Raw genomic sequence first — 16,272 nt, 5'->3', positions numbered from 1 at the left:
CGTGAGCTTACGGCCCGGTAACGCCTCACGGGTCGTGTTTTCCACCACGTGGGACCGGCGCGTTCGTGGGTGAGACTGGCCTCCGCTACCCCACAGGCCCCACCTGTCCCTAGAATGCGCGGCTATGTCCAGCGAGCCACCGAACGTGTACCTCCCCGTCGGCGACCCGGATGCCACGCCCGCCTACGACGGGTACCGGGACCCGGCGGCCGCTCACGGTTGGCAGAACGCGTACGACGACACGGTTCTCCTGGATCAGCCCGTCTCCGAGGGTGTGAATCAGCCGGGGGAGGCGCCCGGTCGCCGCACTGAGCACCGCCCTGAGCGCCGCCCCGCCGCCGGCCGTCGCCGCCGTCGGCCCCCGGGGCGTACGGCCGCGATACGGGGGCGGCGCGCGGTCGTCGTCGCCATCGGTGCGGGTGTCGTCCTCACGGGCGCCGTGATCGCCGCCCTTTCCGGAGGCAGGCCCCAGGACGCGGACACGGGGGACCGGAGGACGCCCGCTGTCGAGGACTCCGTCTCCGCCGACGAGGGCAGTACCGGCGGCACCGCGGGCGCGGATCCGTCTCCCGAGGCCTCCCCGGGCACCACCGGCGACGCGTCCCCGAGCGCCGTCACAAGCACCGCCGCCCCCGGCTCCGGCGACCCCGCCGCGGAACCCTCCGCCTCCCCGAGCGCCGCCACCCCCACCTCCTCCGCGACCGAGCCGACGGCCCGAGGCAACTCCGGCAACGGCAAGGGCCGCGGCCAGGGATCGACGAAGGGTCCCAAGTGACAGGGAGGCCGAGGACGTCGGGTCGGGACCGTGCGGCAGGTTCTGGCCGACCTCGGCGCTTCGCCTTCTGAGGAACCGTCAGCCTCCACCAAGGGTCCCAAGTCCACGCAATACGGCGGCCAAAGATCATCCGGCCGGAACGAACTCCTTGCCCCCGCGCACCTTGACCATCACAATGCACATGACAAATCAGACGGCGGTCGAAGGATTTCCCGTGGATTTACCGTCACCGCCACCCATGCAACCGCAAGAGGGGACCCCCACATGAGAAAGCCTCTCGTCGCCGTGCTGTTCGCCCTGGCGATCACCGGCGCGGGCGTGGCACCCGCGGTCGCGGCTCCCGAGTCCGCGCCCGTGGCCGCCGAGTCGAAGTCGACGATCGCGCAGGCCGTCGGTTCGGTGACCGACGCCGTCGCGAAGACGGTGGCAGGCCAGGCCGCCGACGCGCCCTCCATCAAGGCCGTCAACTTCGCCGGCACCGTCTCCCTCAGCAACTGTTCCGGCTCGGTGATCCGCTTCCCCAACTCCGTGGACACCGACCCGGCCCTGGTGCTCACCAACGGCCACTGCCTGGAGACCGGCTTCCCTGCGGCCGGCGAGGTGATCGTCAACCGGGCGTCCACCCGCACCTTCGGTCTGCTCAACTCCGCCGGTACGCGGGTCGCGACACTGCGCGCCAGCAAGATCGCGTACGGCACGATGACCGACACCGACGCCGCGGTCTACCAGCTCACCTCCACCTACGCGGCGATCAAGAACTCCTACGGCATCAGCGCCCTCACCGTGCAGGACACCCACCCGACCGCCGGCACCGCGATCACCGTCGCCTCCGGTTACTGGAAGCGGCTCTACGCCTGCAACGTCGACGGGTTCGTGTACCGCCTCAAGGAGGGCGACTGGACCTGGAAGGACTCGGTCCGCTACACCTCCGCCTGCCAGACCATCGGCGGCACCTCCGGCTCGCCGGTGATCGACAACGCCACCGGCAAGGTCGTCGCCGTCAACAACACCGGCAACGAGGACGGCGGTCGCTGCACTGACAACAACCCCTGTGAGGTCGACGCGAACGGCACTGTGACCGTCCGCGAGGGCATCAACTACGCCCAGCAGACCTACCAGTTCCCGGCCTGCTTCGGCACCGGCAACCAGCTCAACCTCAACGCGAGCGGGTGCGTGCTGCCCAAGCCGTGACGAAGGGTGGCGCGGGCGGTCACCGGGGAGTCCGGCGGACCGCCCGCCCCGCCAGCACGTCCGTCCGACGGCCGTCCTCGATCACGAACCGGCCGTCGACGAGGACGTACGGGATGCCCGTGGGCAGGGTCCTGGGCGCCTCGTACGTCGATCCCGCGGCCACCGTCGCCGGGTCGAAGAGGACCAGGTCGGCCCGGTACCCCTCCCGGACGAGCCCCCGGTCCGGCAGCCGCAGCCTGGCCGCCGGGCGCGAGGTGAGGTGCGCGACGCACTCCTCCAGCGACAGCACCCCCAACTCCCGGACGTACCGCCCGAGATAGTGCGGGAACGTCCCGTACGCGCGTGGATGCGGCTTGGTGCCCTGCAGGACGCCGTCCGAGCCGCCGGTGTGCGTGCGATGCCGCATGATCGTCCGTACGTTCTCCTCGTGGCCCACGTGCTGGAGGATCGTCGAACCGAGCCGGTCGTCGAGGAGAAGCCGGCGGGCGGTGGTCCAGGGCTCCTCGCCGCGCGCGTCGGCGGACTCCCGCACGGTGCGGCCCACGTACGGCCCGAGCGCCGGATCGGCGACCCCCGAGATCTCGATCGTGTCCCACTCGATCGGCACGCCGTGGCAGCCGTCCGCGCCGACGACCTCCAAGTGGTGCCGGATGCGTACGGCGGTGTCGTCGTCCGCGAGCCGCGCCAGGACCGCGTCCGGCCCGCCCTCGCTCGCCCAACTCGGCAGCAGCGCCACGAGGGTGGTGCAGCCGGGGGTGTACGGGTAGGTGTCGAGCGTGATGTCGGCCCCGGCGGCGAGCGCGTCGTCGAGGAGGGCCAGCAGCTCCGGCGCCCGCCCCTCGTTCACGCCGAAGTTCATGGTGGCGTGCGCGAGGTGCAGCGGGCAGCCCGCCTCGCGCGTGAGGGTCACCATCTCCTCGTACGCCGCCAGCGCCCCTGCCCCGTACGAACGGTGGTGCGGGCAGTAGTAGCCGCCGTACGACGCCACCACCCGGCACAGCTCGGTCAGCTCGGCGTCCTCGGCGTACATGCCGGGCGTGTACGTCAGCCCCGACGACATGCCGACCGCGCCCTGTTCCATCCCCTCGGCGACCAGCCGCCGCATCCGCTCCAGCTCCCGGGGCGTGGCCTCGCGGTCCGCCCAGCCGACGACGAGCGCGCGGACGGTCCCCTGGGGGATCAGATAGGCCGCGTTGACGGCGATGCCCCGGTCCAGCCGGTCCAGGTACTCGCCGACCGACCGCCAGTCGAAGTCGAGGTCGTCGCCGTAACCGTTCCAACCGGTTACGGCCCGGCGCACCTCCTCCAGCGTCCGGTCGTCGACGGGCGCGTACGACAGCCCGTCCTGCCCGAGGACCTCCAGGGTGACCCCCTGCGCGGCCTTGGCGCTGTGGTCGGGGTCCCGGAGGAGGGCGAGATCGCTGTGGGCGTGCATGTCGACGAACCCGGGGGAGAGGACGAGCCCTTCGGCGACCAACTCCCGCCTTGCCGACGGCCGTTGACAACCGGCTGACGCGGCCTCCTGGACGATCGAGACGATCCTGCCGCCGTCGATCACCACATCGGCGCGGTACGACGGGCCGCCGGAGCCGTCGACGACGTCCGCGTCCCGGATGACGAGCTCTTCCATCAGGGAGCCCTCAGAAATACGTGCGGATGTACTCGACGACCGTGCCGTCCGCCTCCGCCACCGGGATCAGCGGCCACTTGTCGAAGGACGTGCACGGATGGGACAGCCCCAGGCCGAGCCAGTCGCCGACCTCCAGATCGGCCTCGGGGCCGGTGCGCAGCCAGGCGTGCTGGTCGGACAGGGCGGTCACCTCGATCCCGGCGGCCGGCCGCTCGGTCCCGTCCCGCCGAACCACCTGGGCGAACGGCAGATCGAGGTCGTACGCCGCGTCCCGCTTGCCCGCGTTGACGAAGGCCTGCTCGGGGGAGGGGCGGGAGACCACCTGGGCCCACAGCCGGAAGGCGGGCTCCAGGGCGCCTTCCTCCGGGACCCGGTTGAAGGGGGTGATCTTCCGGTAGCGGCCGTCGTCGTGCGAGACGTACGCGCCGGAGCGCAGCAACTTCAGCACGGGGAGGGAGAATTCGGGGATATCGGCGAACACGTCGGCCACCGCGTCGAACCAGGCACTGCCGCCCGCGCTGACCACGATCTCGTCCGCCCCCTCGAACCGCCCGTCCTTGTCGAAGCCGACGGCGAGGGAGACGAGCCGCCGCAGCCAGGCGTGCACACGCTCGGGGTTCGCCTCCGGGACCTCGGCCTCGTACCCGGCGACCCCGACGAGCCGCAGCGCGGGCGTGGCCGCCACGGCATCGGCGACGGCCGCGCACTCCGCCTCCGTACGGACACCGGTACGGGCGCCCTCGCCCGCGGCCAGCTCGACGACGACGTCGAGGGGGCGGGTCGCGCCCTGGAGGGCCGCGTCCATGAGCGCGACGCCGCGCACCGAGTCGACGTAACAGACGAGACGGAAGTCGGGGTCCGAGTCGAGTTCGGCGGAGATCCATCGGAGCGCCGCCGGGTCGACGAGCTCGTTGGCGAGGAACACCCGCTGAAAACCGAAGGCCCGCGCCACCCGTACCTGATGAGGCACCGCGAGCGTGATGCCCCAGGCCCCGCGCTCGATCTGGCGCTGGAAGAGCCGGGGTGCCATGGACGTCTTGCCGTGCGGCGCGAAGGCGAGCCCGTGCCGGACGGCGTACGTCTCCATGAGCCGCAGGTTGTGCTCCAGCCGCTCGGCCGAGAGGGCGAGGACGGGCGTCGCGAAGCCGCCGGTGAAGAGATTGCGGCGCTGGGCGGTCAGCTCCCCGACGGTCAGCCCGTCGGCGTCCGGAGGGAGGCCCTTGAAGCGGTGGTCGACGCGTTCCTCGGCGAGTCGGGCGAGCGCCTCGGTACTCATGGAACCTCCCTGATCAGGCGTGTTGCACTCTTTGCAACGTCCATTGCGTATATCGCTTGTCGCTGTCTAACATCCACGCCAATGCCGGGTCAACGGAGCCGCCGCGGCCCGAGACGACGAGGAGCCACGACCATCGTGCATGCCCCCGACGTCGTGGACGTCGTCGCGCTCGGCGAGTCCATGGTCACGTTCCTGCCCACCCGCCCCGGGCGCCTCGCCGACGTACCGTCCTTCGAACGGGGCATCGGGGGCGCGGAGTCGAACGTGGCGTGCGCGCTGGCGGCCGCCGGCCACGCGGTGCGCTGGGTGAGCCGGGTCGGCGCGGACGGCTTCGGCGATCACCTGGTGGAGGCCGTCGCCGCGTACGGCGTCGACGTGACGTCCGTACGACGCGACCCGGACCGCCCCACGGGCGTCTACTTCCGCACGGCGGGCGACCGCGCCACCCACGCGCACGAGGTGGCGTACTACCGCACGGGCTCGGCGGCCTCCGCGATGACGTCGGCCAACGTGGACCCGCGCGTCGTGCGGGCGTGCCGGGTACTGCACCTGTCGGGCATCACGGCGGCGCTGTCGGCGGGTTGCCTGGGGCTGCTGCGCGAACTGACCGGCCCCCGCTCCGACGGCCCGCTCGTCTCCTTCGACATCAACCACCGCTCCGGACTCTGGCCCGCCCCCGACGCCCCACAGGTGCTGCTGGGCCTGGCCCGCGGCGCCGACATCGTGTTCGTGGGGGAGGACGAGGCGGAGGAGGTGTGGGGGGTGACGGGCGGACCGTCGGCGATCCGGGAGCTGCTGCCGGAGCCCGGGGTGCTGGTGGTGAAACAGGGGGCGCGGGGCGCGACGGTGTTCCGTCGTGCCGCGGGCGATCGTGCCGCCGGGGCGGCTCCCGACCCGAAGACGGGCGGCACCCCGACAGCGCCGGGCCGCGCGACCACCCCCCGCCCAGCACCGACGCCGGGTAGCGCACGACAGACGGTCGTCTTCGTCCCCGCCCCCACGGTCGAGGTCGCGGCAGCGACAGGCGCGGGCGACGCCTTCGCCGCAGGCTTCCTCTCGGCAACCCTCCGGGGCCTCCCCCTGAAAGCCCGACTGCGCCACGGCCACCTGACCGCCGCGGCCACCCTCACCACACCCGCCGACCTCGCCCCACCCCCCACCCGCGCACACGCCGACCACCTTGCCGCCCTGGCCGACGACTCGTGGGGGAGACTTCGACTCGCCCCCGGCTGGACAGACATACCGGACCGGGCCGAGGAGGAGGTACCCACCCCATGAGCCAGACCGTCGACCGCGCGCTCAGCATCCTGCCGCTGCTCGCCGAGGGCCCCGCCGACCTGGGCCGGGTGGCCGACCGCCTGGGCGTCCACAAGTCCACCGCGCTCCGCCTCCTGCGCACCCTCCACGAACACGGCCTCGTCTACCGCCAGTCCGACCAGCGCTACCGCCTCGGCGCCCGCCTCTTCGCCCTCGCCCACGAGGCCATGGAGAACCTGGACGTCCGCGAGATCGCCCACCCCCACCTCGTACGCCTCAACGAGAGCTGCGGCCACACCGTCCACCTCGCGGTCCACGAGGAGAACGAGGTCCTCTACATCGACAAGGTGGAGAGCCGCTACCCGGTGCGCATGTACTCACGCATCGGCAAGCCGGTGGCCATCACGGTCGCCGCCGTCGCCAAGATCCTCCTCGGCGACCTTCCCGAGACCGAGCGCCGAGCGCTCGCGGAGAAGCTCGACTACCCCATGTACACACCCCGTTCGACCCCCAACGCCCCCGCGTTCCTCAAGGAGCTGGCGAGGGTCCGTGAACAGGGCTGGGCCACCGACCTCGGCGGCCACGAGGAGTCCATCAACTGCGTCGCGGCACCCGTCCGCGGCGCCGACGGCCGGGTCGTCGCCGCGATGTCGCTCTCCGCGCCCAACGTCGTCGTCACCGCCGACGAACTCCTCACCCTGCTCCCACTGGTCCGCCGTACGGCGGACACGATCAGCGGCGAGGTCTCCGGCAGAACCCCACAGAAGGAAACCGAATGACCGGCAAGCACCAGAAGGTCGCCCTCAACCCCAAGAGCCTCCCCGCCCCGCCGGCGAGGTTCTCCCACGGCGTCAGGAAGGGCGGGATCCTCCAGACCGCGGGCCAGGTCGGCTTCCGCCCCGCCGTCGAGGGCGAGCCCCCCACCCCCGCCGGCCCCACCCTGCGCGAACAGATGCTCCAGACCCTGGCCAATCTCCAGGCGGTCCTGGAGGAGGGCGGCGCGACCTGGGACGACGTGATGATGATCCGCGTCTACCTCACGGACACCGCGCACTTCGCCGAGATGAACGAGATCTACAACGCGTACTTCGACGAACACCCCACCGAGCCCCCCGCGGCCCGCACGACGGTGTACGTGGGCCTCCCGGCAGGCCTCCTGATCGAGATCGACGCTCTGGCCGTACTCGACTGACGTCGATCGGATCGATCAGATCGATCAGATCGATCAGATCGACGGAACCGCGGGGGAGGAAGCCAAATCGAAGCAGGGGTTGGCTGTGCCCGGCACAGGGTTGTCAGCCATACTTCCCGCTGTGGAGCAGCGCATAGGTCCGAACAGCCAGCCCCTGGCCGCCGTCGCGGCCGACCCGTCGCACATCCCCGGCCTCACGGCACCGGTGTCGGTGACCAAGCCGGAGAAGCAGGAGGAGGAGCCGGAGGAGAAGACTGCCTCGGCGAAGGAAGACGCGAGCTCCGAGGAGCCGACGCCGGCCCCGGCGGAGGACGACGCGGCGGACGAGATCCAAGAGGCCGACGACGCCGACGACGACGCTGACGGCGACGCCGAAGAGGTCGACGGCCCCGTCTTCGAGGCCGAGGACCGCCGCGCGAGGATCGTCGCCGACCACCGGGGCGTACGACTGCGTCTGGACGACCAGGAGTGCGAGTTCCGCTGGGACGAGATCGCCGCGGTCGAGACGGAGTCCCCCCGCTTCGGCAAGCGTTTCACCGTCACGGTGCACACCCCCGACCGCCGCTGGTTCCCGATCGAGATCGAGGCCAAGGCGAAGTCGAAGCACGCCGAGTGGGAGACCCGGATCGACGAGGTCCTGGACGCGTACTTCGAGGACGCGGACGAGAAGAAGGACATCGAGGACGCGGACGAGAAGAAGGACGTCGAGGGCGCGGACGAGAAGAAGGACGTCGAGGAGAGCACCCCGTAAGGGGCGCGGGGAACTGCGCGACCGGCCACAGCCGGCCCGCAGTTCCCCGACGTTCTGATCAGTGCCGCGGGCTCATCCGCAGTACTGCGCCTCCTTGCCGATGGACCGGTACATGCAGTCCGAGTTCTCCAGCAGTTGCAGCACCGCGTCCCGGTTGCGCGCGGTCTCCCGGTCGATCACCTCGTCGGGCGGGTAGAAGCCGCCGCCTCCACTGGAGGACGGGTACATCTCGAAGGTGTACGAGAAGATCTTCTGGGAGCCCCAGAGATAGTCGTCGATCGACCCGTCCGTGATGTACAGATCACTCGCCTGCTCGGCCGTGTACCCGTTGCTCGCGGCCATCTTCCGCCCGACCGCCTTGAACGCGGCGTTGTCGTCCGCCGTCATCCCGGTCGCAGTGTCGGCGGTCGTGTACCCGAAGGGCCACAGGACCAGCTCGCTGTAGGTGTGGAAGTCGATGCCGGTCTTGATCTGCTGGACACCGCCGACGATCCGGCTGCGCACGAAGTTGGCGACGACCTTCACCTCGGGCGCGGACTCGGCGGCCGTACCCCGGTAGGTCTCCGAGGACGTGGAGCCGGACGAACCGCCGCAGCAGCCCCAGCGGTAGTTCCAGTTGCGGTTGAGGTCCGTGCCGACGGCCGACGAACCGCTGTTGGGCTGGCGGTTCTTGCGCCACGAACGGTACGAGCCGCTCGCCACGTCGTACTCGCCGCCGTCCGGGTTGAGGTCCGGGATGATCCAGATCTCACGGTTGTTCACCATGTTGGTGACGCGGGAGTCGCTGCCGTAGTCGGAGGTCAGCTCGCGCAGCAGATAGAGCGCCATCTCGACGGTGAGGTGCTCACGGGCGTGCTGGTGGTGCGTGAACAGCACCTCGGGCTCGGCCTCGTCGGTGCCGACGTTGTCGCTGATCTTGATGGCGACGATGTTCCGGCCCTGGTACGAGGTGCCGATGACCCGCTGGCTGGCGATGGAACTGTTCGCCGAGACGAGCGAGTTGATCTCGCTCGTCATCTCCGTGTAGTTGTGGTACTTCGAGTCGGCGGACGGGAAGTCGAAGAGCCGGAGGTCGTCCTTGCCGTTCGACCGGTCGGGGACCGCGCCCAACGCCGTGACCTCGTAGCCCTGTTGGCGCAGCTTCTTCACCTGGTCCGCGCGGCCGGAGATGAAGACGGAGTGGTCGTCGGCGTCGTCCACGCTCACGCCGGACTTCTGGATCGCCGTACGGGACTTGGCGTCCGAGTGCATATGGACCTCGTACTGGCGGATGTCGTCCGCCGAGGCCGCCGGGCGCTTGCCGCTGGTCGCGGTCGCGTCGGTGGTGGTGGTCGCGATCGGGGCCGCGAGGGCCATCGCCATCAGCGTGGCGAGGGTGGCGGTGCGGCGGACGGATCTCTTGCCGGTGCCGCCTGGTGCGGAGGCTGCCCTGCCGCGTATGCGAAGTCGCATGAAGTCTCCTTGTTTCTCCGGGGGTTCCGGGATCTTCCGGAAGCGGGGGAGTGGAGCGGGGGGTGGTTCCGTGCGACGTGCCTCGGGCCTGCCGGGTGCCGTGGGGTGCCCGACAGGGCCTGGTGCGGGTGTGGCGCTCATCGTGCGGCTATGACATGGCCAGGTCAAGGGTGAGGGTGGTCGGCGGCAGGTCCGCGTGGCCGGAAGGGATCGGAAAATGGCCGGTGGGGGGCGCGGGTGGTCGGGGAGGGGTGCGGGTGGTCGGTGGGGTAGCCGGGACCGCCGGGGGTGCTGCCGGGGCTGCCGGGTTGAGCGACGGGGCGCATCGGGTGCGCCGGGCGCATCGGATATGCCGGGCTCATCGGGCGTATCGGGCACTCCGGGCGCTCCGGGCGTAGGCTCACCGGTCCCGGGGTGGCAGCGAGTCGCGCAGTTTACGCGTCCCCGCCCCCTCCCCGGCGTCCCGCACAAAACGCCACCCACAGGTGTGAATCGCGGATGCGCAATCGGGCGACAGCCGCGACAGTAGGGGTCCGCGCAAGAGGAGCCCCACACTCCGGCGACTTTCAACCCACCCCAGAGGACTGGCTGATCATGGGCGGATCAGCGCCACGACGGGACCCCCACACCCTCCGGGCACCCCACACAACCCAAGAGTCACACGCACTCCCGGCACCGGACACCCTCCGAGCGCCGGGCACCTCCCATGCCTCGGGCACCCTTCACGTATCGGCCACTCCCCACGTACCCCACCCCCCGACCTCCCCCCAACTCCCGGTCGAGACCACCACCTTCGTCGACCGTGCCCACGAACTCGCCGAAGCCCGCCTCCTCCTGACCAGGACCCGCCTGGTCACGCTCACCGGCCCCGGCGGCGTCGGCAAGACCCGGCTGGCCTGCCGCCTCGCCGGCCGTACCGAACGTGCCTTCCCGGACGGCATCAGGCTCGTCCACCTCTCCGCGCTCCAGGACCCCGCCCTCGTCCCCCTGGTCACCGCCCACGCCCTCGGCCTGCTCGACAGCCCGGCCGACGCGCCCGACGCGCTCGACGCCTCCGCCGTGCTCGACGCCCTCCTCGACCACCTGCGCGACCGCCGCCTCCTCCTCGTCCTCGACAACTGCGAACACCTCCTGTCCGCCTGCGCCGACCTCACCGCCGCCCTGCTGCGCGGCACGACCGGCGTGCGGGTCCTCGCCACCAGCCGGCACCGCCTCGGCCTCACGGAGGAACACCTCCTGGAGGTACGCCCGCTCCAGGTCCCCGACCCCGACGACGACCTCTCCGACATCCGGCTCCACCCGGCCCTCGCCCTCTTCGCCGACCGTGCCGCCGCCGTCGTTCCCGGCTTCGCCCTCACCCCGGCCAACCGCGCCTCCGTGGCCCGCCTCTGCCGACGCCTCGACGGCCTCCCCCTCGCCATCGAACTCGCCGCCGTCCGGATGCGCGTCCTCGGCGTCGACCAGCTCCTCGACCGCCTCGACGACCGCTACCGCCTCCTCGCCGCGGGCAGCCCGGCCGTCCCACCCCGCCATCGGACGCTCCGCGCGGCCGTCGACTGGAGCCATGAACTCTGCACCCCTCAGGAGCGAGCGGTCTGGGCCCGTGCCTCGGTCCTGGCCGGCACCTTCGACCTGGCGACGGCGGAGGCGGTCTGTGCGGACCCGCCCGGCGCGGCGGTCCGCGCGGACACCGGCCGCACGGACCCGCAGGCCACCGTCCCCATCACCCCGTACGACGTCCTCGAAGCCCTTGCCGGGCTGGTCGACAAGTCCGTCCTGATCCGCGAGGAACAGCCACAGGGCACCGTCCGCTACCGCCTCCTCGACACCCTCCGCCACTACGGCCTCGACCTGCTCCGCCGCACCCCCGGCGCCGAGGCCGCCGCCCGCCGCCGCCAGCGCGACTGGACGCAGACCCGGGTGGCGGCGTACGAGCGGGCCTGGTTCGGGCCCAGGCAGCGGGACATCGTCGCCCGGCTGCGCGCCGACAGGGACAGCCTGCGTACGGCACTGGAGTTCAGCCTCGCCACCCCCGGCGAGGCCCTGGCCGGGCTGCGGCTCGCGGGCACCCTCTGGTTCTTCTGGCATGCCTGCGGTGAGCGACGGGAGGGCCGCTACTGGCTGGACCGCGCCCTGGAGGCGAACCCGGAGCCCACCCCCGAGCGGGCCCGCGCCCTGTGGACCTCCGCCCTCCTCACCGACGGCCACGGCCCCGAGAGCCACGGCCCCGAGAGCCACGGTCCTGAGAGCCACGGCCCCGAGAATCTCGCCGTCCGGGCCCGCGAACTCGCCCGCACCCTCGGCGAGCCCGTCGAGGCCGCGCACGCCGAGCACGTTCTCGACGTGCTTCACCTCCTCGACGGCGACCTCCCCGCCGCCCTCGCGCACTGCTCGGCCACCGCCGCCCGGGTGCCCGTCCCCGGCACCCACCCCGCCGTCGTCGCCCTCGGCCACGTGCAACTCGCCCACGCCCTCGCCCTCCTGGGCCACGCCGAGCGGGCCCAGGCCGTCTGTGAGCGCGTCCTGCGCCGCTGCGAGCGACGTGGCGAGGACTGGGTGCGGTCGTACGCGCTGCGGGCCATGGCCGTCGCGCACACCGCGCGCGAGGAGTGGCACCGGGCGGAGTCGTACGCCCGGGAGGCGCTGCGCCGCGCGAGCGCCGTCCACGACCTACTCGGTGTCGGCCTCACCCTCGACCTGCTGATCTCGATCACCACGGCCCTCGGCGCCCACGGCCGCGCCGCCGCCCTCCTCGGCGGCGCCGACCGCGTCTGGTCCGGCATCTCCACCGACCGCCTCGGCTCCCCGGCCCACACCTGTGCCCGCCACCAGGGCGAGGCACGCGCCCGGGAGGCCCTGGGCCGCCGCTCCTACGAGCGGTCGTACCGTCGGGGCGCCGCGATGGACCTGGACGAGACGGTGGCGTACGCGCTCCAGGAGGGCCTCCGGGAGGGCCTCCGGGGGGGCCTTCAGCGGGGCCTTCAGGAGAGCGTCCGGGAGATCGCGGAGCGATCCGAACCCTCCTCCGACGAAGGGTCGGTGACCGAGCAACAGGCACCGTCGGCGTCGACGCCACCTGCCCCCCTCACCGCCCGCGAGACCGAGGTGGCCCGTCTCGTGGCCGAGGGGCTGGCCAACCAGCAGATCGCCGACCGCCTCGTCATCGCCCGCCGTACCGCCGAAGGCCATGTGGAACGCATCCTCGGCAAGCTCGGCTTCCACAACCGCAGCCAGATCGCGGCCTGGGCGACGGCCCAGTCGCTCACCGCGCAACGCTGACCGCCGCGGTTGCCCGGGCTCCGTGGCCTCGCGAGCCGCACATACCCACGTACGCGCATACAAGTAACACAATCTCCCATACCTGGACGCAGTGGGGTGGGAAACAGGTATATGCAGACCGGGAAAACGGGTATTCCTCCCCGTGTACCGACCCCTCGCCGCGGCAACCCTGGAGGCATGCTGCAACTCTCCGGGGGGCACCTTCCGGAATCCGGCCCCCACTTCGCCTCCTACCCCCAACCTCCCATGCGCGCGGGCAACCTGAGCGTCGAGTACGACCCCCGCCCGACCGCCGCCGCGCAGGCCCGCGCCGAGGTGCGCCGGCAGTTGGAGGGCTGGGGACTCCTCGATCAGAGCGAGACCGCGGAACTCCTCGTGAGCGAGCTCGTCACCAACGCGCTCGTACACGCGGAGAGCCGTCTCAAGCTCACCCTGTCGGCCTCACACGGCATCCTGCGCTGCGAGGTGTCGGACGCCGACGCCCGACCGCCCAGCGTGCGCCGCACGACGGAGATATCGGACAGCGGCCGAGGGATGTTCCTGGTGGACGCGCTCGCCGGGCGCTGGGGCTGCCACCAGGACGGGCCGGGCAAGACCGTGTGGTTCGAGCTCGGCACGTGCGGGTCCGACGGCTGTGGTCGGCGACAGCCGTGACCCGCTGAGTTCCGACGGAGCACCGCCACCCCGTTCCGGAACGACAGCCAAGGCCCCCCGGCGGCGCGCCCAGCCGCCGGGGTCCGTCCCGGGCGTGAAGCCCCCAGGGTTCTTCACCGCACGCCCTCTTGTGCGGGCCCCCTCTTTACGCTTTCTTGATCCGCATGGCGGACACCACGGACAACACAGCGACCGGGGCGACTGCGGAGTCGAACCCGGCCCCACGAAAGTCCAGTTGGAAATACATCGGCCCTGGCATCGTTGTCGCCGCGACCGGCGTCGGCGCCGGCGACCTGGTGGCGACCCTCATCGCGGGCAGCAGTTTCGGCTACACCCTGCTCTGGGCGGCGATCCTCGGCTGTCTCGTCAAGATCTCCCTCGCCGAGGCGGCCGGCCGCTGGCACCTGTCCACCGGCCGCACCCTCTTCGACGGCTGGGCGAGCCTCGGCCGCTGGACGACCTGGTTCTTCGTCGTCTACGTCGTGATCTGGGGCTTCGCGTACGGCGCGGCCGCGATGTCCTCCAGCGCCCTGCCCCTCCAGGCGCTGTTCCCCGATGTGATGGACCTCGAATGGTGGGCCATCGCCTGCGGTCTGGTCGGCCTCGTCTTCGTCTGGTTCAACAAGTACGAGGTCTTCGAGAAGGTCATGACGGTCCTGGTGGGCGTCATGTTCGTGGTGACGGTCTACCTCGCGATCCGCGTCACGCCCAACATCCCCGACGCGCTCGCGGGGCTGCTGCCCGTCCTCCCCGACGAGAAGGACTCCGTCCTCAACACCCTCGGCCTGATCGGCGGCGTCGGCGGCACGATCACGCTGGCCGCCTACGGCTACTGGGTCAACGCCAAGGGCTGGACGAACACCGGCTGGATGAAGGTGATGCGCCTCGACAACCGGGTCGCGTACGTGACCACCGGCATCTTCGTCATCGCGATGCTCTTCGTCGGCGCGGAACTCCTCCACTCCTCCAAGGTGGCTCTCGCCGGCGGCGACAAGGGCCTCATCCAGCTCACCGACATCCTGGAGGCCGAATACGGCTCGGCGACGGCGAAGTTCTTCCTCATCGGGTTCTTCGCCACCTCCTTCACCTCCCTCATCGGCGTCTGGCACGGCGTGAGCCTGATGTTCGCGGACTTCGTGGCGCGCTACCGGGGCCAGGGCGCGGGCAAGGGCGAGGAGGTCGCCTCCGGCGCCCGCGAGAAGTCCTGGCCCTTCCGCGCGTACCTGCTGTGGCTGACCTTCCCGCCGATCGTCCTCGTCTTCCAGGGCCAGCCCTTCCGCCTGGTCATCCTCTACGGCGTGCTGGGCGCGGCCTTCCTCCCCTTCCTCGCCCTCACCCTCATCTGGCTCCTCAACTCCTCCCGTACACCCAGGGAGTGGCGCAACGGGATCATCAGCAACGCGATGCTGGCGATCGCGGGCCTGCTGTTCCTGGTCCTGTGCGTGAAGCAGATCTGGGACCAGGACTGGGCGGACTTCTTCTGAGCCCTGTTCTCCCGGTGGCTCAGCCGAGTTTCGCCCACTTCTCACTGGTGGCGATCTTCTTGAGCTGGGCCATCGTGAGCGCGGGGGTGTCGCGGGTCGCGGCGGCGGTCTGGGAGCCGGAGTTGAAGGCGCTGACGACGACCCGCAGCCCGCTGCCGGGCCGGAGCGTGTCCACGGTCCACATGACGACCCCCGCGCCGCCCTTCTCGCCGGGCTCCTGCCGGGAGTCGACCACGGTCCCGTCGGGCAGGGTCTCGGCGTCGTCGCCGTAGACCGAGCCGAGGACGTCCCCCATCCCCAGCTGCACGTTGATCTGCACGAGGCTCCGCCCCTTGCCGTCGTCGAGGACGACATACGCGTAGTCGCTCTCCTGCCCGCCCTTGGCGACCACGTCGACGCCGTCGGGGAGCAGCCCGAGGAGGGTCTCGCGGATGGCGTCCCCGTCGACGGTCGGGGCGTCGACGGAGGCGGTGGAGCTGCCGCCCGGCTGGGGCTCCTTCGACCGGTCTTCCTCGTCCGGGATGGCGTCGGCGGCCCTGCGCCAGATCTCAGCAGTGGCGATGCTCTTCAACTGGGCGGTGGACAGCGGTGGTTCGTCGCGGCTGACGGGCTCGCCCTTCTGGGCCGGGGAGTTCCACTCGGTGACGGTGACGACGTATCCCTTCGGGCTGACCAGGCTGGCGTACCAGTTCTTCGTGCCGCCGCGGCGGTGGTACTCGTACCCCTGGAACAGCATGAGCGTCGACCCGTCGGACAGCTTGCTCGTCCGGCAGGAGTCGTACTCCATCTGGTTCGTGTCCGGGCACAGGGTCGCGACGAACGCCGTCTCGCTGTCCGGTTCGACCAGGGCGATCCCGACGTCGACGGCCGCCGCGCCCTTCCCGTCGTCGTACACGACATGCGCGTACGGCGCGTTCTCGGAGCTCGTGCCGCGCCCGATCTCCTCGCTGAACTCCCCCTTCGGGAGCCGCTTCTTGAGCTCGCGGACGAGATCGGCGCCGGAGTAGGTGCCGTCGTCGTCGGGGGGCGGTGGCAGGGAGGGGCTGGTGGCCACGGAGTCCTTGTCCCGGCCGCTGTCGCCGCCGGGCAGGACGAGCGCGCCGCCGATCCCCACGAGGGCGACGCCGGCGACCCCGCCGACGAGGGCGGCGCGCCGCCGGAACAGCAGCCGACGGCCGCGTACGGCTCCGCCGCTGACCAGGGCGTGGCGATCGGTCTCGAAGGCACCGCCGGCCGTGCGGAGGGCGTCGCCGAGGCGGTCCTCGAAGGGGGCGTCGAAGGGGCCGTCGTGCTGGTCGATGGGCATGGTGGACCGCCGTTTCTGCGAGTGC

The 16,272-nt window shown here is 71.5% G+C and carries 13 protein-coding genes; 9 read left to right on the top strand and 4 right to left on the bottom strand.

What is annotated here, in order from left to right; genetic code table 11:
- Positions 1–124: 124 nt before the first annotated feature.
- Both SGFS_RS22470 and SGFS_RS22465 read left to right on the top strand, forming a co-directional pair.
- On the top strand, positions 125–775 hold the full coding sequence (locus tag SGFS_RS22470; RefSeq protein WP_286252812.1) for a hypothetical protein: 651 nt from the start codon (positions 125–127) through the stop codon (positions 773–775).
- 264 nt (positions 776–1,039) lie between these two features.
- Positions 1,040–1,966, top strand: coding sequence for a S1 family peptidase (locus tag SGFS_RS22465; protein ID WP_286252811.1), 927 nt, complete (start codon positions 1,040–1,042; stop codon positions 1,964–1,966).
- A gap of 19 nt (positions 1,967–1,985) precedes the next feature.
- Here SGFS_RS22465 and SGFS_RS22460 read toward each other — a convergent pair whose 3' ends face one another.
- Positions 1,986–3,596, bottom strand: a complete 1,611-nt coding sequence (locus tag SGFS_RS22460; RefSeq protein WP_286252809.1) for an N-acyl-D-amino-acid deacylase family protein — start codon at positions 3,594–3,596, stop codon at positions 1,986–1,988.
- A 10-nt stretch (positions 3,597–3,606) separates the two neighbouring features.
- Complete coding sequence (locus tag SGFS_RS22455) at positions 3,607–4,872, bottom strand: amino acid deaminase (RefSeq protein ID WP_286252808.1); 1,266 nt, start codon at positions 4,870–4,872, stop codon at positions 3,607–3,609.
- Positions 4,873–4,953: 81 nt separating this feature from the next.
- Between SGFS_RS22455 and SGFS_RS22450 the strand changes: the two genes are divergently transcribed.
- The 4 genes from SGFS_RS22450 (at position 4,954) to SGFS_RS22435 (ending at position 8,072) form a co-directional block, all read left to right on the top strand.
- Positions 4,954–6,150 carry a sugar kinase gene (locus tag SGFS_RS22450; RefSeq protein WP_434027834.1) on the top strand — a complete coding sequence of 399 codons (1,197 nt, stop codon included), beginning with the start codon at positions 4,954–4,956 and terminating at the stop codon, positions 6,148–6,150.
- Positions 6,147–6,908, top strand: coding sequence for an IclR family transcriptional regulator (locus SGFS_RS22445; protein ID WP_286252804.1), 762 nt, complete (start codon positions 6,147–6,149; stop codon positions 6,906–6,908). Before SGFS_RS22450 ends, SGFS_RS22445 begins: the two co-directional genes overlap by 4 nt.
- On the top strand, positions 6,905–7,321 hold the full coding sequence (locus SGFS_RS22440) for a RidA family protein (protein ID WP_286252803.1): 417 nt from the start codon (positions 6,905–6,907) through the stop codon (positions 7,319–7,321). The genes SGFS_RS22445 and SGFS_RS22440 overlap by 4 nt, the downstream gene beginning before the upstream one ends.
- Before the next feature lie 121 nt (positions 7,322–7,442).
- The gene (locus SGFS_RS22435) at positions 7,443–8,072 is read left to right on the top strand and encodes a hypothetical protein (protein WP_286252801.1); all 630 of its coding nucleotides are present in this window, start codon (positions 7,443–7,445) and stop codon (positions 8,070–8,072) included.
- 72 nt (positions 8,073–8,144) lie between these two features.
- Here the strand turns inward: SGFS_RS22435 and SGFS_RS22430 are convergent, their stop codons facing one another.
- A complete protein-coding gene (locus SGFS_RS22430; protein WP_286252800.1) occupies positions 8,145–9,524 on the bottom strand; it encodes a M14 family metallopeptidase in 1,380 nt (459 codons plus the stop codon).
- Between the two features lie 594 nt (positions 9,525–10,118).
- Between SGFS_RS22430 and SGFS_RS22425 the strand changes: the two genes are divergently transcribed.
- The 3 genes from SGFS_RS22425 to SGFS_RS22415 all read left to right on the top strand — a co-directional run bounded on the left by SGFS_RS22425 (position 10,119) and on the right by SGFS_RS22415 (position 14,941).
- Positions 10,119–12,803 carry an ATP-binding protein gene (locus SGFS_RS22425; RefSeq protein WP_286252799.1) on the top strand — a complete coding sequence of 895 codons (2,685 nt, stop codon included), beginning with the start codon at positions 10,119–10,121 and terminating at the stop codon, positions 12,801–12,803.
- Positions 12,804–13,049: 246 nt separating this feature from the next.
- On the top strand, positions 13,050–13,457 hold the full coding sequence (locus SGFS_RS22420; RefSeq protein ID WP_286260011.1) for an ATP-binding protein: 408 nt from the start codon (positions 13,050–13,052) through the stop codon (positions 13,455–13,457).
- Between the two features lie 164 nt (positions 13,458–13,621).
- Positions 13,622–14,941: an Nramp family divalent metal transporter gene (locus SGFS_RS22415; protein ID WP_286252797.1), complete on the top strand. Its 1,320-nt coding sequence runs from the start codon at positions 13,622–13,624 to the stop codon at positions 14,939–14,941.
- 19 nt (positions 14,942–14,960) lie between these two features.
- On the opposite strand, the gene SGFS_RS22410 is transcribed toward SGFS_RS22415, so the two are convergent.
- On the bottom strand, positions 14,961–16,247 hold the full coding sequence (locus SGFS_RS22410) for a hypothetical protein (RefSeq protein WP_286252795.1): 1,287 nt from the start codon (positions 16,245–16,247) through the stop codon (positions 14,961–14,963).
- Positions 16,248–16,272: the final 25 nt, after the last annotated feature.

The sequence above is a fragment of the Streptomyces graminofaciens genome (assembly GCF_030294945.1).
Classification (GTDB): domain Bacteria; phylum Actinomycetota; class Actinomycetes; order Streptomycetales; family Streptomycetaceae; genus Streptomyces; species Streptomyces graminofaciens.
The sequence above is the reverse complement of the archived record's forward strand: the minus strand, read 5'-3'. Positions and strand labels throughout refer to the sequence as shown.